This window comes from Microbacterium sp. str. 'China' (assembly GCF_002993305.1).
Taxonomy (GTDB): domain Bacteria; phylum Actinomycetota; class Actinomycetes; order Actinomycetales; family Microbacteriaceae; genus Microbacterium; species Microbacterium paraoxydans.
Genome location: NZ_CP027434.1, coordinates 1,230,460 through 1,252,109 on the forward strand (window position 1 = coordinate 1,230,460; position 21,650 = coordinate 1,252,109).

Consider the following 21,650-nt stretch of genomic DNA (forward strand, 5'->3'; position numbering starts at 1 on the left):
GGGGAGTCGATGAGCATTCCGCGCCCGTTCTTCGACCGCGCCGCCGAACTCCGCGAGGAGGAGGGCGTGCTCGAGCGTCTGCGCGACGACGCGGGCTCGCGCGTCGTCGTCGTCCGGGAGGGACGTGTGCGTGTGGCGGCCTCCGCGCTGCTGCGCGTCTCCGCGGACGAGGTCGCGGACGGGACATGGGCGCTGCTCGGCCGGGATGCCGACGGCACGGCGCTCCTGCTCGCCGCGCTGCCGCCGGAGACCGATGCCCTCGACACCGCGCCCGACGAGATCTGGCTCGGGCTCCGCGACCTCGGCGGGCGCCTGGACGCGGCGGAGTCCGAGGTCCTGGTCGCCGCCGTCGCCCTGGCCGGCTGGCTCCGCGACGCCCCGTTCTGCCCCACCTGCGGCGGAGGGACGGAGCTGCGCAACGCGGGCTGGTCTCGGCGGTGCCTGGTGTGCGGGCGCGAGCACTTCCCGCGGACCGATCCTGCCGTGATCGTCGCCGTCGAGAGCGCGGACGGCGAGCGGCTGCTGCTCGGCGCCAACGCCAACTGGGGCGGACGCATGTACTCCTGCTTCGCGGGTTTCACCGAGGCGGGGGAGTCCCTCGAAGCCACCGTGCACCGGGAGATCGAGGAGGAGTCCGGCGTGCGGCTGTCGGCCCTCCGCTATGTCTCCTCGCAGCCGTGGCCGTTCCCGCGGTCGCTCATGGTCGGCTTCCGTGCCGTCGTGGAGGACGAATCGGCGGCCAGGGCCGACGGTGAGGAGATCATCGACGTGCGCTGGTTCACACGGGCGGAGATCGGTTCCGCGCTCGCCGGGGACGGCCCCGTCGGGCTGCCGGGGCCCGCGTCGATCGCGCGCGCTCTCATCGTCGACTGGTTCGAGGATCGCCCGTGAGCGCACTCGATGCCCTCGACGAGCGGCAGCGAGCGGCCGCATCGGTGCTGCGAGGACCGGTGGCGGTGCTCGCGGGGGCCGGTACGGGCAAGACCAGGGTCATCACCCACCGCATCGCGCACGGGGTGGACACCGGTGCCTATTCTCCGTCGCGCGTGATGGCGGTGACCTTCACCGCGAAGGCCGCCGGCGAGCTCCGCGGTCGCCTCCGTGCCCTGGGGATCGAGGGTGTCGCCGCTCGCACCTTCCATGCCGCCGCTCTCGCGCAGCTCAACTTCTTCTGGCCCACGTTGGCGGGGGCTCCCGCGCCGTCGATCATCGACAACAAGGTGCGCATGCTCGGCCAGGCCGCCGACGCCATCCGCCTGCGTCCTCGAACGGCGACCCTGCGTGACATCGCGTCGGAGATCGAGTGGCGGAAGGTGTCGATGATCTCGATCGACCGGTACGCCGAGCTCGGACGCCCGGTCAGCGGGGTCGACCCCACGCAGCTCGTGGAGTTGATGCGCGGCTACGAGGCGCTCAAGGACGAGCGTCACCAACTGGACTTCGAGGACGTGCTGCTCGCGTGCGCGGGGATGCTGGAGACCGAGCCGCGCGTCGCAGCCGCCGTCCACGAGCAGTACCGGCACTTCACCGTCGACGAGTTCCAGGACGTGTCGCCGCTGCAGAACCGGCTTCTGGAGCTGTGGCTCGGGGATCGTCACGACATCTGTGTCGTCGGTGATGCCAGCCAGACGATCTACTCCTTCGCCGGAGCCGACCAGCGGTTCCTGCTCGAGTTCGAACGGCGGCATCCGGACGCGACCGTCGTACGACTGGAGACCAACTATCGGTCGCAGGCTCCCATCCTGACGGCGGCCAACGCGCTGATGCGCGGTCGCCCCGGGGCGCTGGAGCTGATCCCTGCCCGGGAGCAGTTCACCGCCGAGCCGCCGACGATCACGGCCTACGACTCGGAGGCCGAGGAGGCCGCAGGCATCGCGGCCGGCGTCGCCGCCCGCATCGCCGACGGCGCCTCGCCGGCCGAGATCGCCGTGCTGTACCGGGCCCACGCGCAGTCCGCGGTGCTGCAGCAGGCCCTCGCCGCCGAGGGGATCGCCACCTCGGTGCTCGGCGGCACGCGGTTCTTCGCCATGCCGGAGGTGCGTCAGGCGATCCTCGCGCTCCGAGCTGCCGCCGTCGCGCCGACCGAGCACGGATTCCTGCCCGGGGTGCGACGCGTGCTTCGGGAGCTGGGGCTGACCGAGGAGCCGCCGACGGCCGGGGGAGCGCAGCGCGACGGCTGGGAAGCGCGTCGCGCCATCCTGCGGCTTGCCGAGGAAGCGGGTCCGGAGACGACGCTCCGGTCGTTCAGCGACGAGCTCATGGCCCGTGCCAAGGATCAGCACGAGCCGACCATGCGGACGGTGACCCTCTCGACCCTGCATGCGGCGAAGGGCCTCGAGTGGCCGCACGTCTATCTCGCCGGGTGGGCGGAGGGGTCTCTCCCCATCTCGTACGCGACGACGTTCGAGGCCGTCGATGAGGAGCGACGCCTCGCGTATGTCGGGATCACGCGGGCTGCGCGCACGCTGGAGCTCTCGTGGGCGCGGTCGGCAGGGCGCGGCGAACGGGCGCCGTCCCGGTTCCTGGCGGAGATGGGGACGACGGGTCGCGGCACAGGCATTCTGCGCGAAACCGCACCGAGCGCCACACGATCGCGCCGTCCGCGCTGATCCTGGCGATGCGCGCCGGATCGGCCGCGGCCAGGAGGTGCGCCGCGACGGCACCGGCCGACGCCACCCTGGCGAGCGTGATGCGCCCGGGGTCGCGGCCCACGAGCTGAGCATGGATCAGCGGCCAGGCAGGGTCGCGCGCCGTGTCCTCGGCATCCCGGCAGCTCAGACACGGGGTGAGCCCGGGCGAGACGAGCGGTCCCACCGTGATGCGCGACGGCTCGATGGCGATCGGCAGATGCGAACGGTCGGTCCGGAGGAACGGCGCGAACTGCACGGCCGCGGCCGCGCCGGGGACGAGGAGGACGGCGACCGTGGTCGAGGCCGGTGCCTCGTCCGATGCGAGCGGGACCCCCTCGTCGGCCAGCGTCTCGCACAGCCGCCCCTCGGCGCGGGTGTCGGTGAGCCCGAGCGCGGAGACCCGGGCGGCGCGCGGGCGGACGGGCTCGTCCTGCAAGGCCGGTTCGAGGACGGCCAGTAGTCGGCGGGCGTCCTCCCGCGGTGCGCCCGCGCGATGGGCGACGACGTCGAAGGCGCTGCGCCGGAATCCTCGACGCATGCGGCTGAGGAGCCGTTCGACCCACGGCGCGGACGCGGGGATGCGGATGGCGGGGTCGTCGCCCACCTGGAGGGTCGTTCCGTCTCGCCAGAGCAGCGGCAGCGCGGGGTCGAGACGGGTCAGGGTCGTCGGGGTGAGCGGCACCTCTCGATTCTGCGGATCACCGAGGGAGCGCAGGTCGATTCGAGGGATCGGTGGAGAAGTCGGCGTTCCGCCCGAGGTCGGGGAGAAAGAGTGATCGTGCTCCCCGGCTCGGCTGAGAAGGACTCAGACCGGACGCCCGCCTTCCGGATCGTCGCCGTCGGGCGCCGCGTCGTCGCCTTCGGCGGGCGTCTGTTCTGAGAAGTCGTCGCCGTCCAGCAGGCGGGCAAGGGCCTCGTCGAACTCGTCGGCCTCCGGCTGCTCGCCGCGCTCAGCGGCCTGCAGGCGGGCGATCAGCGCTGTCGGGTCGTCGATGTCCTCTGCGGTGGGCATGAGGTCCGGGTAGTCCCACAGGGAGTCCCGGGCCGCGACACCGACCGCGTCGGTGACCGCACGCCACATGGCCGAGGCTTCACGGATGCGCCGTGGTCGGATCTTGAGCCCGACCAGCGCGCCCAGGGCATCCTCGGCAGGACCGCCGACCGCCCGCCGACGCCGTGCCGCCTCGGCGATCCTGCCGCCGTCCGGCAGCCGGGAGGTGGCGTCCGCGGTGACGACGTCGACCCACCCGTCGATCGTCGCGATGAGGTTCTCCAGCCGGGCGAGGGCTTCGCGCTGCGCCTCGGTCTGCGTGGGCAGCAGGGCGCCGCCCTCGATCGCCGCACGCAGCTCCTCGGGGTTCGAGGGGTCGAGGCGGCTCGCCACATCCTCCAGAGCGTCGACGTCGACCGTGACGCCCCGGGCGAAGTCGGTGATCTGCGCCATCACATGCAGGTGCAGCCACTTGGCGTGCCGGTACAGGCGGGCGTAGGCGAGCTCGCGTGTCGCCACGTAGAGGGCGATCTGATCCTGGGGGATCTCGAGCCCCTCCCCGAAAGCGGTGAGGTTCTGCGGGATCACGGCGGCCGTGCCCGCCGGCAGCACGGGGATGCCGACATCGCCGCCGGACACGACCTCGAGGGAGAGGTTGCCGAGCACCTGCCCGAACTGGGCGGCGAACACCGAGCCGCCCAGGCCGCGCATCAGGCGTCCCGCACCCTGCACCACGCCGCGCATCTCCTCCGGCACCTGGGTGTCGAGGGCAGCCGTCAGCGCGTCGGCGATGCTGGTGGACACGGGGTCCGCGATCTCCTTCCACACCGGGAGCGTCTTCTCGACCCATTCGCCGCGGGTCATCGCCACCGGCGGGTCCGCGAGCTCGGAGATGGTGGTCGCCTCGCCCAGCCAGAGGCCGGCGAGAGCGAACGAGTCGGCGAGGGAGGACCGCGAGCCGTCTCCGATGCCCTGGCCCTCGCGGTTCGCGATGTGCAGGGCCTGCCGCAGTGAGTTCTCCCACGGGTCGCCGCCGAAGGCGCCCTGGAGTTGCGCCATGATCGTCTGCATCATCGCCGGGTCGAAGGTGAAGCCGTCCATTCCCTGGAACGCGTCGCGCAGCGCCTCGGGGTCGATGTCTCCGCCGCCCTGGTTCGAGAGCATCCGTCGCAGGAACTCCTGGAAGTCCTCCGGGTTCGGTTCGTTGTCTGCCATGTCGCTCGCCCTCTCAGCACGTCTGAAGCCGTGGCATCTACGCTAGTCACAGGTTTCAGTGCGCGACCCCGAAGCGGGCAGATCGCTGTACGCCGCTCGCGAACGACGGAGGATTGCTGTGGAACGACCGCGCGCAGGGAAGCTCGGACTCGGTGTCTGGGCACTGGTGGTCGCGCTCGCCGCGCTCGCCGTCCTCACCTTCCTGCCGTCGCCGTATGTGATCCAGCGTCCCGGCCCCGTGTACGACACCCTCGGCACGGCGAAGAACGCCGACGGCGAGCAGGTCCCGCTCATCAGCGTCGACGGGACCGAGACGTACGAGACGGGCGGGACGCTCGACCTGACGACCGTCCAGGTTGTCGGCAACCGGGAACGGACGCCGAGCTGGTTCGAGCTCGCCCTCGCGTGGATGGACGCGTCGCGGGCCGTCGTGCCGCTGGACGCGGTGTTCCCCGAAGGCGTGACCACCGAGCAGCGGGACGAGCGGAACGCGATGCTCATGGTCGACTCGCAGCACGAGGCCACGGCCGCCGCGCTGAACGAGCTCGGCTACGACACCGGAGCCGAGGTCGTGGTGGTGGACGCCGTCGAAGGGTCGCCGGCCGACGGCCTGCTGCAGGCGGATGACGTGATCACCGCGATCGACGGCACGCCCGTCACCTCGGCGACTGCACTCCGCGAAGCCATCCAGGAGGCCGGCGGCGATCCGGTGGCACTCACGGTGCGCCGTGACGGCGACGAGCAGACGGTCGAGATCACGCCGGAGGAGCAGACCCAGGAAGGCACGACGTCGTGGCTCATCGGCATCACCCTGCGCACCGACTACGACTTCGAGGTCGACGTCACGATCCAGCTCGACAACGTCGGCGGCCCCAGCGCGGGGATGATGTTCGCCCTCGGGATCATCGACACCCTGACGCCGGGCGAGCTGAACGGCGGCAAGGAGGTCGCGGGCACCGGGACGATCGATGCCGAGGGGACCGTCGGCCCGATCGGCGGCATCCGCCAGAAGCTCTACGGTGCTCGCGACGCCGGTGCGGACTACTTCCTCGCGCCGGAGGCCAACTGCGATGAGGTCGTGGGGCACGTGCCGGACGGCCTGCAGGTCATCCGCACTGCGACCCTCGACGAATCGCTCGCGGCGCTGGAGGTCATCGCCGAGGACGGCGACGTCGACGCCCTGCCGACCTGCGACGTCCCGGCCACCTGAGCCGGCGCGGGTCGTGACCCCGCCGTGACCGGTGTGACAGCCCCCCCACAGCGAGCGGTGCCTAGGATGGAGGGGTGACCTCGACCCCAGCCCAGCCCCCGGCCACGCCTCGAACCTCCCGACGCATCCTCGGAATCTCCCTGGTGATCATCGCCGCGCTCATCGCGGCGTTCTTCGTCTTCGCGTCGCTCTACACCGAATTCCTCTGGTTCGACCAGGTCGGGTTCACCGGCGTGCTCACCACGCAGTGGATCGCGACGGCGGTGATGTTCGTCATCGGCTTCCTCGGCATGGCGGTTCCGCTGTTCGTCGTCATCCAGCTCGCCTACCGGCTGCGTCCGGTCTACGTCCGGCTGAGCTCGCAGCTCGACCGCTACCAGGAGGTCATCGAGCCGCTGCGCCGCCTCGCGATGTGGGGCATGCCCATCTTCTTCGGCCTCTTCGCGGGGTTCGCGGCGGCCGGCAACTGGAAGACCGTGTGGCTCTGGGCCAACGGCGTCGCGACCGGTGAGGTCGACCCGCAGTTCAATGTCGACACCGGGTTCTACATGTTCGCGATGCCGTTCTACTCGATCCTCCTCGCGTTCGTCTCGGCGGTCCTGCTGCTGAGCCTTCTCGTCACTGCGCTCGTGTCCTACCTCTACGGCTCCGTGCGCATCGGCCAGGGCGAGCTGCGCATCTCGAAGCCGGCCCGCATCCAGCTCGCGGTCATCGCGGGCCTGTACCTGCTCGTGCAGGCGGCGAGCCTGTGGCTGGACCGCTACAAGACCCTCGTCGAGCCGGACGACCGGATCACCGGTGCCGCCTACACGGGCGCCAACGCGACCATCCCCGGCCTCGGCATCCTCGCGATCATCGCCGCCGTCGTGGCCATCCTCTTCTTCGTCACGGCCGTCATCGGCCGCTGGCGCTTCCCGCTCGCGGCGACCGCGCTGCTGATCGTGGCCTCGCTCGTCATCGGCATCGGCTACCCCTGGGTGGTCACCACCTTCCAGGTGAAGCCGAACCAGAACGCCTATCAGGCCGAGTACTACCAGCGGAACATCGACGGCACGAAGGAGGCCTACGGCGTCGCCGACCTGGAGACCACGGCTTTCGAGGCCGAGACCGACGCCGAGGCGGGGCAGCTCCGCGCCGACGCCGAGACCACTGCATCGATCCGCATCATGGACCCGAAGGTCATCCCGCCGACGGTCCGCCAGCTCGAGCAGTATCGCGGCTACTACCAGTTCCAGACCAACATGGACGTCGACCGCTACGAGATCGACGGGGTGAAGCAGGACACGGTCGTCTCCGTCCGCGACCTCGACATGTCGGGTCTCGGCGACGGCGACAACTGGAACAACCGGGTCGCGGTCTACACGCACGGCTACGGCCTCGTCGCCGCGGCGGGCAACCAGCGCACGACCGACGGCGAGCCCGTCTTCCTCGAGCGCGGCATCCCCACCTCGGGCTTCCTGTCCGAGCAGGGTGACTTCGAGCCGCGGGTCTACTTCGGCGAGAACTCCCCGGAGTACTCCATCGTCGGCGCCCCGGAGGGGGCCGACCCGGTCGAGATCGACTACCCGCGGGGCAAGGACGGCTCGAGCGAGACGAAGACGACGTTCTCCGGGAACGGCGGGCCGAAGATCGGCGACAGCTTCACCAAGCTGCTCTATGCGCTCAAGTTCCAGTCGGAGCAGATCCTGTTCTCGAACCTCGTCAACGAGGACTCGCAGATCCTCTACGACCGCGACCCGACGACGCGCGTGCAGAAGGTCGCGCCGTACCTCGAGCTCGACAGCGACCCGTACCCGAGCGTCGTGGACGGCCGCATCGTCTGGATCGTGGACGGCTACACGACGAGCTCGACCTACCCGTACTCGACGAGCGTGAGCCTGTCCGACGCGATCGCCGACTCGAACGTCCCGACGCCGTCGCTCGCGATCGACGACATCAACTACATCCGCAACTCGGTCAAGGCCACGGTCGACGCCTACGACGGCTCGGTCACGCTGTACGCCTGGGACGAGGAGGACCCGGTCCTGAAGACCTGGCAGAAGGTCTACCCGTCCACCCTCAAGCCGATCAGCGAGATGTCCGGCGAGCTCATGAGCCACGTCCGGTACCCGACCGATCTGTTCAAGGTGCAGCGCGACATCCTCGGCATCTACCACGTCGACAAGGCCGGCTCGTTCGCCCAGCAGGACAATCGCTGGCAGACGCCGAACGACCCGCGCAGCGACGCGATGCTGCAGCCGCCGTATTACCTGACCATGCAGATGCCGGGTCAGGACGAACCGCGGTTCTCGATGTTCTCCACGTTCATCCCCGCCTCCCAGGGCGCGGGCGGCAGTCGTGACGTGCTGATGGGCTACCTCGCCGTCGACTCGGATGCCGGCGCCGAGAAGGGCGTGAAGGCCGAGGGGTACGGGCAGCTGCGCATGCTCGAGATCGACACCGACACCACGGTGCCCGGCCCCGGTCAGGTGCAGAACACCTACAACTCCGACACGGCCGTGGTCCCGCAGCTCAACCTGCTCCAGCAGGGGGAGTCCGAGGTCATCTACGGCAACCTGCTGACCCTGCCCGTCGGTGGCGGTCTGCTCTACGTCCAGCCGGTGTACGTGCAGTCGTCCGAGGGGACGCAGCTGCCGCGTCTGCAGAAGGTGCTCGTCGCCTTCGGTGACCGGGTGGCCTTCGAGAACACGCTCACGGAGGCGCTGGACACGCTGTTCGGCGGCGACTCCGGCGCGACCGGTGGTGACGACGAGGTCGAACCCACCGATCCGGGCACGACCGATCCCGACACCGGGGAGACGCCGACCACGCCGACGCCGACGGATGAGCAGGCCGATGCTCTGGCGAAGGCGCAGCAGGCGCTGCTCGACCGCCAGGCGGCTCTCGCCGAGGGCGACCTGGAGAAGTTCGGCGAGGCGGACAAGCGCCTCACCGCGGCCGTCGAGAAGCTCCTGGAGCTGGAGGCCGCCGCGGGAGAGTGATCCTCCCCACGCACACGAAAGGGCACCCCCACGGGGTGCCCTTTCGCATTCCCGGCACCCATGCGCCGGAAGCCGGTCCGCCGCATCAGGCACTCGCGCGGAATCAGGCGACACCCGGCACGTGAGCCTGATTCCGCGCGGGTGCCTGCGTCCGCGTGCGGCGCGCCAGGACAGGCGGTCTCGCGGTAGCAGGCGGGCCCGCGAGGTCAGGCGACCTCTGGGCAGGAAGCCTGATCTGGCGCGAGTGCCTGAGTAGGCGGAGGGTTTTCTCCGGGACGGACCGTCGCGCGCGGAGGGGATGGCATGGGAGGGTGGAGGGAAACAGGGAGGGTGCCGTGGCTGAGCGCATCGTTGTGGGAGTGGTGGACACGTCGGCGGGACGACGGGCACTGGAGTGGGCGGCGCACCGCGCGCGGTCGCGGAAGGCCTCTCTGCTCCTCGCGAGCGTCGTCGGGGGAGCGGTCGGCGCCGTCGGGGAGGGCCCTGTGGTGGACGCCGCGATCGCGGCGGCGCGGAGTCTGCTGGAGGAGCACGCGGAGACGCTGAAGGATCAGGGCCTGGACGTCGACCTCGTCGTGCTCCGCGGCGACCCTGTCCGTCAGCTCGTGTCGACCACCGCGGGCGCGAACCTCCTCGTGATCGGAAGCGACTTCCGTCCGGATGACGCGGACAGCCCTCGGCGCGGCGCCCATGGGCTGCGCATCGTCGCCGACTCCTCCTGCCCCGTCGTGGTGATCCCCGACATCGAGACGAGCGACCGTCGCGGTGTCGTCGTCGGGGTGGACGGGTCTCCGATCTCGGAGGCTGCCGTCGCTTTCGCCGCTGCCGAGGCCGACCGTCTCGGCGAGCCCCTCGTCGCGGTGACGGTATGGACTCCCGTCCCCCTCCCGCGCGGAGCGAGGTCGTATCCCGAGCAGTACCTCTCCTCTATGCAGGAGCTGTCCGAGGAGACCCTCGCCGTCGCTCTCGGCGGATTGCGCTCGACCTATCCGGATCTCGAGATCGAGCCCCGGGTCGAACGCGGATACCCGTCCGAGGTCATCAACCGCGCCGCCGCCACCGCGAGCCTCGCCGTCGTCGGCTCGCACGGACGGGGGGCGGTCGCCCGTTTCCTGCTCGGCTCCATCAGCCACGAGGTGCTCGCGGCGCTCGTGGCGCCCACCGCCGTCGTGCGCTGACCGGGGGCCGCAGGCCTAGAGCGGGCTTGTCAGCACCTCGTGGAGCACGCGTCGGCTGTCGTCGCCGCCCGGCCCTGACCCGTCGGAGAGAGTCACCAGGGCCTTCCAGAGTGCCCAGCCGCGAGCCCGTCGCCAGGTCGCGGCGTCCAGGTCGACGGCGTCGCGGAACGCGTCGCGCGCGTCCCCGTCGAAGTACGTCCATGCCATGACGAGGTCGCAGGCGGGATCGCCGACGCCGCAGGTGCCGAAGTCGATCATCGCCGACAGGCGGCCGTCGCTGACGAGCAGGTTGCCCACGGCGACGTCGCCGTGGAACCAGACCGGCGAGGACTCCCACGCGCTGCTCGTCGCATCGAGCCAGACGCTCCGGCAGAGTCCCGCGTCCACGGTGCCGTCCAGCCGCTGGAGCGCGGCGTGGACCTCATCGCTGTAGACGCTCGGATGCGAACCGCGGAAGAACGAGTGCCGCCCGGCCGCCGAACCCGCGTCCACGGGCAGGGACCTCACGGTGCGGAGAACTGTCCCGAGATCGGCGGCGAGGCGAACGCGATCGAGCCCCCCGGCGCGCTCGACGGTGTCGCCGTCGAGCCACCGGCGGATCGACCACGGAAACGGGTAGCCCCGGCCGGGTTCCCCCAGCGCTACGACGGAGGGAACGGCGACGGGAAGCCTTCCGTCGAGGAACTCGAGCGCTCTGCTCTCCTTCTGCACGGCCGCGGCGTAGCCCTCGGCACGAGGAAGTCGCACCGACAACTCGTCACCGAGACGGAACGTCCGGTTGTCCCATCCCTGACGCGCCACGGCGCGGACGGGCAGGTGCGCCCAGCGGGGGAACTGCTCCGCGACGAGGTCGGCGACGAGCAGCTCATCGATGTCGACCGGTCGGTTCACCCCTCGATACTCGCAGAGGTCGGCTCCCGTCTCATGCGAAAGGCCCTCCGGCCTGGGATCACTCCCGGCCGGAGGGCCTTTCCTTTGTTGCGGGGACAGGATTTGAACCTGCGACCTCCGGGTTATGAGCCCGGCGAGCTACCGAACTGCTCCACCCCGCGGCACAAGAGATAACTTATCACGGATCCGGGGAGGCGTCGAATCGAGCGCGGCGCCGGCGGGTGCGAGAGGATGGCGTCATGTCTGAGAACACCGCCGTGCCCGTCGCCGTGTGCCAGTTCGCCCCCACCGATTCGCGCGAGCACAACAGGGAACGGATCGCGGAGCTGGCGACGGAGGCCGCACGGCTCGGGGCGAAGCTGATCGTGTTCCCTGAGTACTCGAGCTACTTCGTCGATCCGATGGACGAACGCCTCGCGGCCCATGCGGAGGATCTCGACGGCGAGTTCGTGACCGGACTGATCGGTCTGGCCGCGGAGCTCGCTGTCGTCATCGTCGCGGGCGTCACGGAGAAGGCCTCGGACGAGGGGCGCGTGCGCAACACGGTCGTCGCCGTGCGCGGCGACGGCATCCTCGCGGTCTACCGCAAGCAGCACCTCTACGACGCTTTCGGGCAGACCGAGTCGGACTGGGTGGAGCCGGGAGACATCGGCGAGCCCGCGGTGTTCGAGGTCGGCGGACTGCGCTTCGGACTGATGACCTGCTACGACCTGCGGTTCCCCGAGGTGTCGCGGCTTCTCGCGGTCGCCGGCGCCGATGCGCTCGTGGTGCCGGCGGAGTGGGTGCGCGGACCGCTCAAGGAGCAGCACTGGACCACTCTGCTCGCGGCGCGCGCCATCGAGAACACGGTGTTCGTGATCGCCGCGGACCACCCGGCGCCGATCGGCGTGGGGCACTCACGCATCGTCGACCCGCAGGGGGTCGTCCGCGCGGGCATCGGGCCGGAGCCGGGAGTGGCCCTCGGGGTGGTCGACGGCGCGGCGATCGCCCGCGTCCGTGCGACCAATCCCTCGCTGCGGGCCCGTCGCTACGCTGTGGTGCCGCGCTGACCGGACCCGCTCACGTGTTCAGGCCGGCGAGGCGCGCCGCCGCCTCCTCGAGGACATCGATGCGCTTGCATGCAGCGAAACGCACGAGCCCCGCATACGCCGGACGCTGCGCGGGGGACACGAAGGCGGTCAGCGGGATCGCCACGACGCCGGCACGGTCCGGGAGGGCACGGCAGAAGGCCGCCGCATCGGCGCCGCCGAGGGCCGTCGCATCGGCCACCGTGAAGTAGCCGCCCTGCGGTGCGTGGACCGTGAAGCCGGCTGCGCGGAGCCCGTCGCCGAGGATCCCGTGCTTGCGGGCGAGCACGGCGGCCGCGTCCGTGAAGAACGCGTCGTCGAGGCGGAGCCCGACGGCGACGGCGGGCTGGAACGGGGCGCCGTTGACGTAGGTGAGGTACTGCTTGACGGTCAGGACGGCCGTGATGAGCGCGGCGGGACCGTGGACCCAGCCGATCTTCCACCCCGTGGTCGAGAAGGTCTTCCCCGCCGACGAGATCGTGAGGGTCCGCTCCGCGGCACCGGGCACGGTGGCGATCGGGACGTGCGGGGTGTGGAAGGTGAGGTGCTCGTAGACCTCGTCCGTGACGATCACGGCGTCGTGCCGCGCCGCCAAACGCACCACCTCACGGCGCACCTCCTCGTCGAAGACGGCTCCGGTGGGGTTGTGCGGGTCGTTGACGAGGATGATCCTGGTCCGGTCCGTGACGGCCTCCGCGAGCTGATCCAGGTCGGGCTGGAAATCGGGCGCGCGCAGCGGCACCGTCCGCAGGCGAGCACCCGCGAGCGCCACCGCCGCGGCGTACGAGTCGTAGTAGGGCTCGAAGACGACGACCTCGTCGTCCGGCCCGTCGATGAGGGCGAGCAGGGTCGCGGTGAGGGCCTCGGTGGCCCCGGCCGTCACGATGACCTCGGAGTCCGGGTCGACCGTCAGACCGTAGAAGCGCTGCTGATGCTCCGCGATGGCCAGAAGCAGATCGGGGAACCCGCGTCCCGGCGGGTACTGGTTGAGGCCGCCGGCGATCGCGTCGCAGGCGGCGGTGAGCACCGCCTCCGGGCCGTCCTCGTCGGGGAAGCCCTGGCCCAGATTGATCGAGCCGGTTCGGGCCGCCGCGGCGGACATCTCTGCGAAGATGGTGGGCGCGACGGAACCGTCCGCGTCGAGCAGACCGGCACCGGCCGCCGTGCGACGCCATGCGCCGGGGATGACACTCATGAAGAACAGGCTAAGGCCATAGCTGAAACTCAAGCTCGGCATAAGGAACGCACAGGGATGCGGGGCATCCTGGAGGAGCGTTGAAGGAGCACACCATGAACCAGGACAACCCGCAGGACCGCCCGGCACCGGCGTCGGACGACGCCGTGTCGGCCGCACAGAACCCCCAGACCCCGGAGACCGCGTCCGGTGCGTCGTCGCAGGCCGCCGACGGTACCCCCGTGGCCCCGGCTGCTTCCGCACCGGCCGCCCCGCAGGGACATCACATGCCGCCGACGTTCGCGTCGCACGCCGCCGGCGCCCCGACCGTGGCCCCCGTGCCGCACGGGCTGGCCGCGCCCGGACCGACCGCGGCCGGCGTCCCCGGCGCCGCATTCGGCGTCCCGGCGCAGGACACCCGCCCGCTCGACGGCACGGTGCCGCCGGCTGAGCCGGCCCCCGCCGCCACGAAGGAGAAGTCGCGCGGCGGCACCCGCGTCGCGGCGTTCATCGTCGCGGCCGCCCTCGTCGGCGGCGTCGCCGGCTTCGGTGGCGGCGCGCTGCTCACCGGGTTGCAGGACTCGCCGTCCTCCGGGTCGGCGCAGGGACCGCAGACCGTCACGGTGAACAACCCCGGCTCGGTCAACGAGACCACCGCGGTCGCGACCGAGGCTCTTCCCTCTGTCGTGACCATCGAAGTCGCCGGCTCCCAGGAGGCCGGCAGCGGCTCGGGCGTCATCATCAGCAAGGACGGCTACGTCCTCACCAACACGCACGTCGTCACGCTCGGCGGGGCGGCGGCGGACCCGACGATCCGGGTCACGACCTCCGATGGCCGCATCTACGAGGCGACCGTGGTCGGCACCGACCCCATCTACGATCTCGCGGTGATCAAGCTCACCGACGCCGAGGGCCTGACCCCGATCAAGTTCGCAGACTCGTCGAAGCTGAACGTCGGCGACACCGCCGTAGCTCTCGGCGCCCCGCTGGGACTGGCGAACTCGGTCACCACCGGCATCGTGAGCGCACTGAACCGCAGCATCCAGATCGCCTCCTCCGCTCTGCCGGACTCCTCGTCCGAGGACGCCCCGCAGGAGCAGGCGCCGGAGGACGGCCAGGGCGAGGGGCCGTTCCAGTTCGATCTCCCCGGCAACAGCGGGCAGCAGGCCACCGAGTCGATCTCGATCGCGGTGATCCAGACGGACGCGGCGATCAACCACGGCAACTCGGGTGGGGCCCTCGTCAACAGCAAAGGCGAGCTGATCGGCATCAACGTCGCGATCGCGAGCTCGGGCAGCTCCGAGGAGTCGGGCTCGATCGGCATCGGCTTCGCCATCCCGTCGAACATCGCCGAGCGCGTCGCGGACGAGATCATCGCCGACGGCGCGGCCACCCACGGCCTGCTGGGCGCATCGGTCCGTGATGCCTCCGGCGTCGAGGGCGCGACCGAGGCCGGTGCGTACATCGCCGAGGTCACCGACGGGGGTGCGGCCGCGGCTGCCGGCCTCCAGGCCGGCGACGTCGTGACGAGCTTCAACGGGGTGCCCATCACGAGCGCGACCGACCTGACCGCGCAGGTGCGCGCGGCGGCGGCCGACAGCAAGGCCGACGTGACCTACGTCCGCAACGGCAAGCAGAGTGAGATCGAGGTGACGCTCGGCACGCTCGCCGGCTGATCCCGACGGTCAGAGAAGGACGCCACCCGCGCGATAGGCTCGCCGGGTGGCGTCCTTCTCTTTCGGCACCGGCAACGCGGCCAAGCTGCTCCGGATCCCGCTGTACGCCCTCGGTCGTCTCGGCACCCTCGTCGTGCCGCGCGGTCGGCGCTGGGTCTTCGGATGCGGCGCCGGCGTCGGCGACGGTGCTCTGGCTTTGCAGCGGTATGCGGCAGGGGAGGGGCATGACACCCTCTGGCTGACCGGATCGGCGCGCGAAGCGGCCGACGCCGAGGCCCTCGGCCTGCGGACCGTCCCGCGGGGCGGGCTCCGCGGATGGTGGGCGACCGCGCGCGCCGGCGTGCTGATCGTGACGCACGGCCTCGGCGACGTGAACCGCTACGGCAGCGGTGGCGCCTTCGTCGTGCAGCTCTGGCACGGCATCCCGCTCAAGCGCATCGGCCTCGACTCGCCGGCCACGACGCAGGTGCCCGCCGTCCCCGGCGCCCCGATCCTCCGGCGCCTCGTCGGGCTGCTGTACCGCGGCGCCGCGCGGCGGATCCGCGTGCTCCCCGCCGCCTCGCACCGGGCCAGGGCGCGCCTCGAGTCCGCGTTCGGGCTGAGCGACGACCGGGTCGTGGTCACGGGGGAGCCGCGCGTCGATGTGCTCTCCCTCGGCACGCCCCAGGAACGCCGCGCGCATGCACGGGCCCTGCTCGTGGAGGCCGTGGGCGCGATCGGCGACGCCCGACGACTGGTCCTCTACGCGCCGACGTGGCGGGACGGCGCCCCCGACCCCTCCGTGCCGACGGCCGAGGAATGGATGCAGATCATCCGGGTGCTGGAGGAGCACGACGCCGTCCTCCTCGTGCGTTCGCATCCGCTCGGTGACGGCAGCTACACGCCGCCGCTGCCGACGGCGCGAGTGCGCGCGCTGCCCAGCACGGTCGTCAGCGACGTCACTCCGGTGCTGGCCGCGGTCGACGTCCTCATCACCGACTACTCCTCGCTCGCCTACGACGTGGGACTCCTGGACATGCCGGTCGTCTTCCTCGCACCCGATGTGAGGGAGTACGCCCGCACCCGCGGCTTCTACGGGCGCTTCGAGGAGGTCGCCGCTTCAGGCGTCGCGACGGGATGGGAGGCGGCGCTCGTCCGGCTGGCGTCGCTTCTCGGCGACCCCGCCGCGTTCGACGAGGCTGCCCGACGTTCCGCTACGCTCAGCGCGGAGATGCACGCGTTCCGTGATGGTCGGAACACTCGTCGGGTATACCGGACGATCCGCGCGCGGGGGATCCCCGCGCCGAAGGGAGCAGCATGACGACGGCCCGCATCGATGACACGGCACAGGCGCTGGTCATCGCAGGGACCGGGCAGCGTCCGGAGAGTGCCGAGCTCGCCGGACCGCGGGCGCGGGTGGAGGCCCGCGTCACCGGCGGGGGGAAGACCTGGAAGGCGACGTTCGCGCTCCGCGCATCCCGGTGGGGTGGCCCGGAGCTGCCCCTGCCATCAGGCGAGTACGAGCTGCGCATCGGCGGCGCCGATCTGTCGGAGCTGCGTCTCGCGCCGGTCGTGCTCCCGGGAGTGCGGATCGCCGTCGATGGTGCGGTCGTCCGCATCGCGGCACCCGTCGATCCCGTGTATGACACGGCAGAAGGGCGCTCGACGCTCGAGGAGCGTTATGTGGCGCAGACCGGCGGGACAGAGAACGCCGTCTTCTTCGAGAGCTTCTACGGCCGAAGCGTCGGGTGCAACCCCCGCGCCATCGATCGGGAGCTGGCGCGGCGTGCTCCGCAGGTGCGCCGGTACTGGAGCGTCGCCGATCTCTCGGTCGAGGTGCCGGACGGCGCGATAGCGGTCATCGAGGGCAGCCCGGAATGGTGGCGCGCCCGCGGTGCTGCACGACTGCTCATCGTGAACGACTGGCTGCGCCGTCGCTTCGCGCGCAAGCCCGGACAGAAGGTGCTGCAGACCTGGCACGGCACGCCCCTCAAGCGTCTGGCGCTGCACCGCCCGGGGTTCGCCCCCCGGCGGATGGCGGCGGTGGTCAAGGAGTCCCGGCGGTGGGACGTGCTGCTGGCGCAGAACACCTACTCCGCGCGCATCCTCCGCAAGGCCTACGCGTTCTTCGGGCGGCCGATCTGGGTCGACGGCTACCCGCGCAATGATGCGCTGCGCACCGGGGATCCGGTCGCCGTGCGCGCGGCGCTCGGCATCGGCGCCGACGAACGCGTGCTGCTCTACGCCCCGACGTGGCGTGACGACCGTGCGGAGATGGTCGACTTCGTCGATCCGGAACTCCTGGCGCGGCAGACGAACGCCGTCGTGCTCGTGCGCGGTCACTCGCGCACGCTGGGGGAGGGCAGGGACCGTGCCGGCGCGCGGGTGATCGACGTGACGGGATACCCCGAGACGTCGCAGCTCCTGCTCGCCGCCGACGCCCTCGTCACGGACTACTCCTCCGTCATGTTCGACTTCTCGGTGACCGGCAAGCCGATGTACTTCCTCGTGCCCGACCTCGACCACTATCGCGGTCAGCTCCGCGGGTTCTACTTCGATCTCGCGGAACGCGCGCCGGGCCCGCTGGTCCGTACGCAGGACGAGCTCGTGGCCGCGCTGGACGACCAGGGGCACCGGGAACGGTACGCGGAACGCTATGCCGCGTGGCAGCGGCAGTTCAACGCGCTCGACGACGGCCGGGCCGCGCAGCGGGTGGTCGACCGGATCCTCGACCTCGGATTCGTCACCCCGTAGCCGTCCGCGTTCAGGGCAGGGGAGTGTTCCGCGTGCCGAGCCGCGATGCGTCCACCGTGTCGCCGGCTCCGCGCAGCACGCCGCCGAGGAAGCCGAGGCCCCACGAGAGGTGCATCGTGGGCAGCACGAGGAGCGTCCACAGGCGTTGCCGCAGGCCACCCCCGCCCGGCGAGAGAGCCACGCCGACCACGAGCAGGACGTAGAGCGCGAGCGGGACGTAGACCAGGCCAGAGGCGATGAGCGAGGCGGTGCCGGACACCGCGCCGGTGAGCTGCAGGATGCCGAGGACGACGGCGAGCACGACGAACAGCAGGAGCACCGGCGGGGCGAAGTAGCGCAGACCGTTGCGGCGGCCGAAGCGGCGCACCAGCTCCCCTCGCCAGGCACCGGTCGCGCGGAACTGTCTGGCCAGTCGCAGCCAGCTCTCCCGCGGCCAGTAGGTCACCGACAGCTCGGGATCGAACCACACCCGGTGGCCGGCCTGACGGATGCGCAGGTTCAGCTCCCAGTCCTCGCCGCGGCGGATCGTCTCGTCGAACAAGCCGACCTCATCGAGGACCTCCCGCCGCATCACGCCGAGGTAGGCGGATTCCGCCTCGCCCTCGACGCGGCCGCCGTGATACGCGCCGCCGCCCAGGCCGACGGGGGAGTTGTACAACCGGGCGACGGCCTTCTGGAAGGGAGTCCGACCCTCGGCGTGCATCACGCCGCCGACGTTGGCCGCCCCCGTGCGCTGCAGCGTCTGCACGGCACGGGCCGCGTAGCCGGGGGCGAGCTCGGAGTGCGCATCGACCCGGATGACGGTGGGGTAGCGGCTGGCCCGGATCGCGGCGTTGAGTCCGACCGGGATGTGCGCGGCGGGGTTGTCCACGAGGCGTATCCGGTCGTCGGCAGCGGCCAGTCGGCGGGCGAGGGCCGTGGTGCCGTCCGACGACGGTCCCAGCGCGAGGACGAGCTCGGCCGGAACCCCGACCTCCTGAGCGAGCACCGACGCGACCGCGTGCTCCAGGTAGGCGCGTTCGTTGAGCACCGGCATCACGAAGGACACCCCGGTGACGGGGGCGGGGGATCCGTTGGCTGGCACACGTCGATCATGTCACGCCGCTCCTGCCCCGCTCTCCCAGGCAGAGCGCGGTCGTCGCGGCTCAGCGGGGGCCGCGAGCGGACGAACTATCCTGGAGGGATGGGTGCACTGTCTGACGCGAAGAAGGCCTACCGTCTCCTGCGGCGGGCGCTCGCTTCGCGCTCCGCGGTGCAGCGTGTCCGCCGCCGGCTGGCGGATCAGGCGCCGTACCCGGCAGATCACTTCCGGGTCGCCGTGTACTTCGCCGACGGTGCGGTCAACATGTACCAGATGCGGCAGTGGTACCGCCCGCTGGGCGCGCTCGCCGAGCGGTGGCCCGTGGTGGTCCTCGCGCGCCAGGCGACCGGCGCGGAGAAGCTGCTGGAGGAGGACGGCCCGCCCGTCGCGTTCGTGCCGAAGGTGCGCGACCTCGAGCGATTCCTCGCCACACAGGACATCCGGGTGGTCCTCTACGTGAATCAGAACACCCGTAACTTCCAGATGTTCCGGTACGGCCGTCGCTGGCATGTGTTCATCAACCACGGCGAGTCCGACAAGATGTACATGACCACGAATCAGTACAAGGCCTATGACTACGCCTTCGTCGCCGGTCAGGCGGCCAGGGATCGGCTGTCGCGGACGCTGTGGGACTACGACGTGGAGAGCCGGACCATCGAGATCGGACGCCCCCAGGCGGACCACTACTCCGGCTCGCTCCCGTATACGCCGGACGACCGTCTCGTCGTCCTCTACGCCCCGACGTGGGAAGGCGATCGTCCCAGCGCGCATTACGGCTCCATCGCCTCGCACGGCGAGCGCCTGGTGGCGCGACTGCTCGCGACGGGCGAGCACCGGGTCATCTACCGCCCGCACCCGCGCAGCGGTGTCGTCGACGAGGCCTACGGGGCGGCGCATCGCCGCATCGTCGCGGCCATCGCCGCCGCGAACGCCGCCGACCCGACCGCGCAGCACGTGTACGACGACGGCCCCGAGCTCGGCTGGCAGCTCGCCGCCGCCGACGTCGCCGTCGTGGACATCTCGGCCATGGTGTACGACCGCCTCGCGGCGGGAAAGCCGCTCATGATCACGCGCCCGGTCGACGAAGAGGCCGCCGTCGACACCACCGGCTACCTCTCCGACTGCGAATGGCTGTCCGCGGAGGCGGCGGACGACATCGTCGCCGAGGTCGAGCGCGTACGGGAGGACGAAGCGGCCGTCGCGCGCCTGCAGATGTGGGTGCGCCACTACTTCGGTGACACGACCCCCGGCGTGGCGACGCAGAAGTTCCACGCCGCCGTCGACCGGCTCATGGGGGAGTGGGAGCGGTGGCGCGACCGGGAGATCGGTGCCGTCCGCGGTGATGCGGACGATGACGACGACGAGGCCGACGACGAGGACGCATGAGCAGCGACTTCCCGCGCTCCGCTGCGCTCCTACCACGTCTCGAGGTCGTCGACGCGACCGGCTCGACGAACGCCGACCTCCGGGGAAACGCGGACGACGCCGACGCCTGGCCGCACCTCTCGGTCCTCCTGACCCGGCACCAGACGGCCGGACGGGGGCGGCTGGATCGCCGGTGGATCGCCCCGGCGGGTTCGGCGCTCGCGGTGAGCGTCCTCCTCCGCGATCTGCCTGCCGAGCCGGCAGCGCGAGGCTGGATCCCGCTCGCCGCCGGGGCGGCCATGGCCGAGGCCGTCGCCGCACAGCTTCCTGAGGCCACCGTCGTCCTCAAGTGGCCGAACGACGTCCTCGTCGACGGCCGGAAGATCTGCGGCATCCTCGCCGAGGCGACGCCGACGGCCGTGATCGTCGGGGCGGGCGTCAACACCGCCATGACCGCGACCCAGCTTCCGGTTCCCACGGCCACCTCCTTCGCGGTACAGGGGGTCGTCGTCGACGAGGACGAGCTGCTCCGTTCCTACGTGTCGGCGCTCGACGGCCACCTCCGCGCGCTCGCCGCGGCGGACGACGCGACCGCGAGCGGTCTGCATGCGGCGGTGACCGCGCGGTGCGCGACGGTCGGACAAGCCGTGCGCGTCTCGCTCCCCGCCGGGTCCCTGCTCGAGGGCGTGGCCGTCGGCATCGACGACGAGGGGCGTCTGCTCGTCGCGGCGGAGGGGACGGTGCACGCGGTCTCCGCGGGTGACGTCGTGCACGTCCGGCCCGCGTGACGCGGGGACACGCCGTCCCGCGGACGGTGTTGTCGGCGATCGCGGGCACAATGGGGGTGTGACCCAGCCCGTGACGCTCGGCGGACGCCCGCTGATGCCGCCGCCCGGCACTCCCGCCGAGGAGCTGCTCATCGCGCGCTTCCGCGGCCACGCTCGCCGGCTCTTCTGGTCGGCGCTCGTGCTCATCGCCGCCTTCGGGGCCACCGCCTACTTCTACGGCAACCTTCCGGCCGGGTTCGAGGACTGGATGCTGCTCGCCGCCGCCGGAGTCGTCGTCCTCATCGCCGTCGTGATCCCCTTCATCGTCTGGTACTCGCGGACGACGACGATCACGACCCGACGTGTCATCGCAGCCCAGGGCTTGGGCGCGCGCAACCGCCGCGAGATGTCGCATGCCCGCGGCTATACGATCGGTGTCCGCCGGGGTCCGCTGCAGCGGATGTGGGGCTGCGGGACCATCACGCTCTCGAACGGCGTGGACGCACCGCTCCGTCTCGTGAACGTCCCGAACGTCACCCTCGTGCACGAGACGCTCGCAGATCAGATCGAGGTCGGGCAGATCCTCGCCCATCGCGACGCGCAGGCGAGCGGCGACGAGATCGCCTGAGCGCGAACTCACGGCCGCCTCGCGGCCCGTTCGCTTCGCCGTTCCCCGGACCGGTGAGCGTGC

16 protein-coding genes and 1 tRNA gene are annotated in these 21,650 nt (G+C 71.3%); 12 read left to right on the top strand and 5 right to left on the bottom strand.

All coding sequences use genetic code 11. From position 1 onward, the window contains the following. Positions 1-9 precede the first annotated feature (9 nt). Positions 10-891: an NAD(+) diphosphatase gene (gene nudC / locus C6C15_RS05835; protein WP_105949529.1), complete on the top strand. Its 882-nt coding sequence runs from the start codon at positions 10-12 to the stop codon at positions 889-891. Next, positions 888-2,609: an ATP-dependent helicase gene (locus tag C6C15_RS05840; protein ID WP_105949530.1), complete on the top strand. Its 1,722-nt coding sequence runs from the start codon at positions 888-890 to the stop codon at positions 2,607-2,609. Before nudC ends, C6C15_RS05840 begins: the two co-directional genes overlap by 4 nt. A gap of 826 nt (positions 2,610-3,435) precedes the next feature. On the opposite strand, the gene C6C15_RS05850 is transcribed toward C6C15_RS05840, so the two are convergent. Continuing rightward, on the bottom strand, positions 3,436-4,836 hold the full coding sequence (locus C6C15_RS05850) for a zinc-dependent metalloprotease (protein ID WP_105949532.1): 1,401 nt from the start codon (positions 4,834-4,836) through the stop codon (positions 3,436-3,438). Between the two features lie 118 nt (positions 4,837-4,954). On the opposite strand from C6C15_RS05850, the gene C6C15_RS05855 reads away from it, so the two are divergent. The 3 genes from C6C15_RS05855 to C6C15_RS05865 all read left to right on the top strand — a co-directional run bounded on the left by C6C15_RS05855 (position 4,955) and on the right by C6C15_RS05865 (position 10,205). Beyond that, a complete protein-coding gene (locus C6C15_RS05855; protein WP_082750132.1) occupies positions 4,955-6,046 on the top strand; it encodes a YlbL family protein in 1,092 nt (363 codons plus the stop codon). A 74-nt stretch (positions 6,047-6,120) separates the two neighbouring features. Then, entirely contained in the window at positions 6,121-9,027 is a 2,907-nt protein-coding gene (locus tag C6C15_RS05860) for a UPF0182 family membrane protein (protein ID WP_105949533.1), read from the top strand. A 335-nt stretch (positions 9,028-9,362) separates the two neighbouring features. Continuing rightward, on the top strand, positions 9,363-10,205 hold the full coding sequence (locus C6C15_RS05865) for a universal stress protein (protein ID WP_060922960.1): 843 nt from the start codon (positions 9,363-9,365) through the stop codon (positions 10,203-10,205). A 15-nt stretch (positions 10,206-10,220) separates the two neighbouring features. On the opposite strand, the gene C6C15_RS05870 is transcribed toward C6C15_RS05865, so the two are convergent. Continuing rightward, the gene (locus C6C15_RS05870; protein WP_105949534.1) at positions 10,221-11,096 is read right to left on the bottom strand and encodes an aminoglycoside phosphotransferase family protein; all 876 of its coding nucleotides are present in this window, start codon (positions 11,094-11,096) and stop codon (positions 10,221-10,223) included. Between the two features lie 87 nt (positions 11,097-11,183). Continuing rightward, positions 11,184-11,257 (bottom strand) — tRNA-Met (locus tag C6C15_RS05875). A gap of 78 nt (positions 11,258-11,335) precedes the next feature. Here C6C15_RS05875 and C6C15_RS05880 point away from each other — a divergent pair. Continuing rightward, positions 11,336-12,145 carry a carbon-nitrogen hydrolase family protein gene (locus C6C15_RS05880; protein WP_105949535.1) on the top strand — a complete coding sequence of 270 codons (810 nt, stop codon included), beginning with the start codon at positions 11,336-11,338 and terminating at the stop codon, positions 12,143-12,145. Positions 12,146-12,155: 10 nt separating this feature from the next. On the opposite strand, the gene C6C15_RS05885 is transcribed toward C6C15_RS05880, so the two are convergent. After that, positions 12,156-13,358 carry an aminotransferase class I/II-fold pyridoxal phosphate-dependent enzyme gene (locus tag C6C15_RS05885; protein ID WP_105949536.1) on the bottom strand — a complete coding sequence of 401 codons (1,203 nt, stop codon included), beginning with the start codon at positions 13,356-13,358 and terminating at the stop codon, positions 12,156-12,158. A gap of 95 nt (positions 13,359-13,453) precedes the next feature. Between C6C15_RS05885 and C6C15_RS05890 the strand changes: the two genes are divergently transcribed. The 3 genes from C6C15_RS05890 to C6C15_RS05900 are packed head-to-tail and all read left to right on the top strand — an operon-like array spanning position 13,454 to position 17,746. After that, positions 13,454-15,013, top strand: coding sequence for a S1C family serine protease (locus tag C6C15_RS05890; RefSeq protein ID WP_105950771.1), 1,560 nt, complete (start codon positions 13,454-13,456; stop codon positions 15,011-15,013). A gap of 46 nt (positions 15,014-15,059) precedes the next feature. After that, positions 15,060-16,313, top strand: a complete 1,254-nt coding sequence (locus tag C6C15_RS05895) for a CDP-glycerol glycerophosphotransferase family protein (RefSeq protein WP_105949537.1) — start codon at positions 15,060-15,062, stop codon at positions 16,311-16,313. Beyond that, the gene (locus C6C15_RS05900) at positions 16,310-17,746 is read left to right on the top strand and encodes a CDP-glycerol glycerophosphotransferase family protein (protein WP_105949538.1); all 1,437 of its coding nucleotides are present in this window, start codon (positions 16,310-16,312) and stop codon (positions 17,744-17,746) included. Before C6C15_RS05895 ends, C6C15_RS05900 begins: the two co-directional genes overlap by 4 nt. A gap of 10 nt (positions 17,747-17,756) precedes the next feature. Here the strand turns inward: C6C15_RS05900 and C6C15_RS05905 are convergent, their stop codons facing one another. After that, positions 17,757-18,782, bottom strand: a complete 1,026-nt coding sequence (locus C6C15_RS05905; protein WP_105950772.1) for a glycosyltransferase — start codon at positions 18,780-18,782, stop codon at positions 17,757-17,759. Between the two features lie 147 nt (positions 18,783-18,929). Between C6C15_RS05905 and C6C15_RS05910 the strand changes: the two genes are divergently transcribed. The 3 genes from C6C15_RS05910 to C6C15_RS05920 all read left to right on the top strand — a co-directional run bounded on the left by C6C15_RS05910 (position 18,930) and on the right by C6C15_RS05920 (position 21,587). Further along, positions 18,930-20,213 (top strand): CDP-glycerol glycerophosphotransferase family protein, encoded by a 1,284-nt coding sequence (locus C6C15_RS05910; RefSeq protein ID WP_105949539.1) that lies wholly within the window; start codon positions 18,930-18,932, stop codon positions 20,211-20,213. Then, on the top strand, positions 20,210-20,980 hold the full coding sequence (locus C6C15_RS05915) for a biotin--[acetyl-CoA-carboxylase] ligase (protein WP_060922785.1): 771 nt from the start codon (positions 20,210-20,212) through the stop codon (positions 20,978-20,980). Before C6C15_RS05910 ends, C6C15_RS05915 begins: the two co-directional genes overlap by 4 nt. Positions 20,981-21,074: 94 nt before the next feature. Then, positions 21,075-21,587 carry a PH domain-containing protein gene (locus tag C6C15_RS05920; protein WP_105950773.1) on the top strand — a complete coding sequence of 171 codons (513 nt, stop codon included), beginning with the start codon at positions 21,075-21,077 and terminating at the stop codon, positions 21,585-21,587. Positions 21,588-21,650: the final 63 nt, after the last annotated feature.

Excerpts from the sequence above, each read along its gene's own strand:
- nudC (WP_105949529.1), top strand. The coding sequence starts at position 10 with ATGAGCATTCCGCGCCCGTTCTTCGACCGCGCCGCCGAACTCCGCGAG.
- C6C15_RS05850 (WP_105949532.1), bottom strand. The coding sequence starts at position 4,836 with ATGGCAGACAACGAACCGAACCCGGAGGACTTCCAGGAGTTCCTGCGA.
- C6C15_RS05880 (WP_105949535.1), top strand. The coding sequence starts at position 11,336 with ATGTCTGAGAACACCGCCGTGCCCGTCGCCGTGTGCCAGTTCGCCCCC.
- C6C15_RS05885 (WP_105949536.1), bottom strand. The coding sequence starts at position 13,358 with ATGAGTGTCATCCCCGGCGCATGGCGTCGCACGGCGGCCGGTGCCGGT.
- C6C15_RS05890 (WP_105950771.1), top strand. The coding sequence starts at position 13,454 with ATGAACCAGGACAACCCGCAGGACCGCCCGGCACCGGCGTCGGACGAC.
- C6C15_RS05900 (WP_105949538.1), top strand. The coding sequence starts at position 16,310 with ATGACGACGGCCCGCATCGATGACACGGCACAGGCGCTGGTCATCGCA.
- C6C15_RS05905 (WP_105950772.1), bottom strand. The coding sequence starts at position 18,782 with ATGCCGGTGCTCAACGAACGCGCCTACCTGGAGCACGCGGTCGCGTCG.
- C6C15_RS05910 (WP_105949539.1), top strand. The coding sequence starts at position 18,930 with ATGGGTGCACTGTCTGACGCGAAGAAGGCCTACCGTCTCCTGCGGCGG.
- C6C15_RS05915 (WP_060922785.1), top strand. The coding sequence starts at position 20,210 with ATGAGCAGCGACTTCCCGCGCTCCGCTGCGCTCCTACCACGTCTCGAG.
- C6C15_RS05920 (WP_105950773.1), top strand. The coding sequence starts at position 21,075 with ATGCCGCCGCCCGGCACTCCCGCCGAGGAGCTGCTCATCGCGCGCTTC.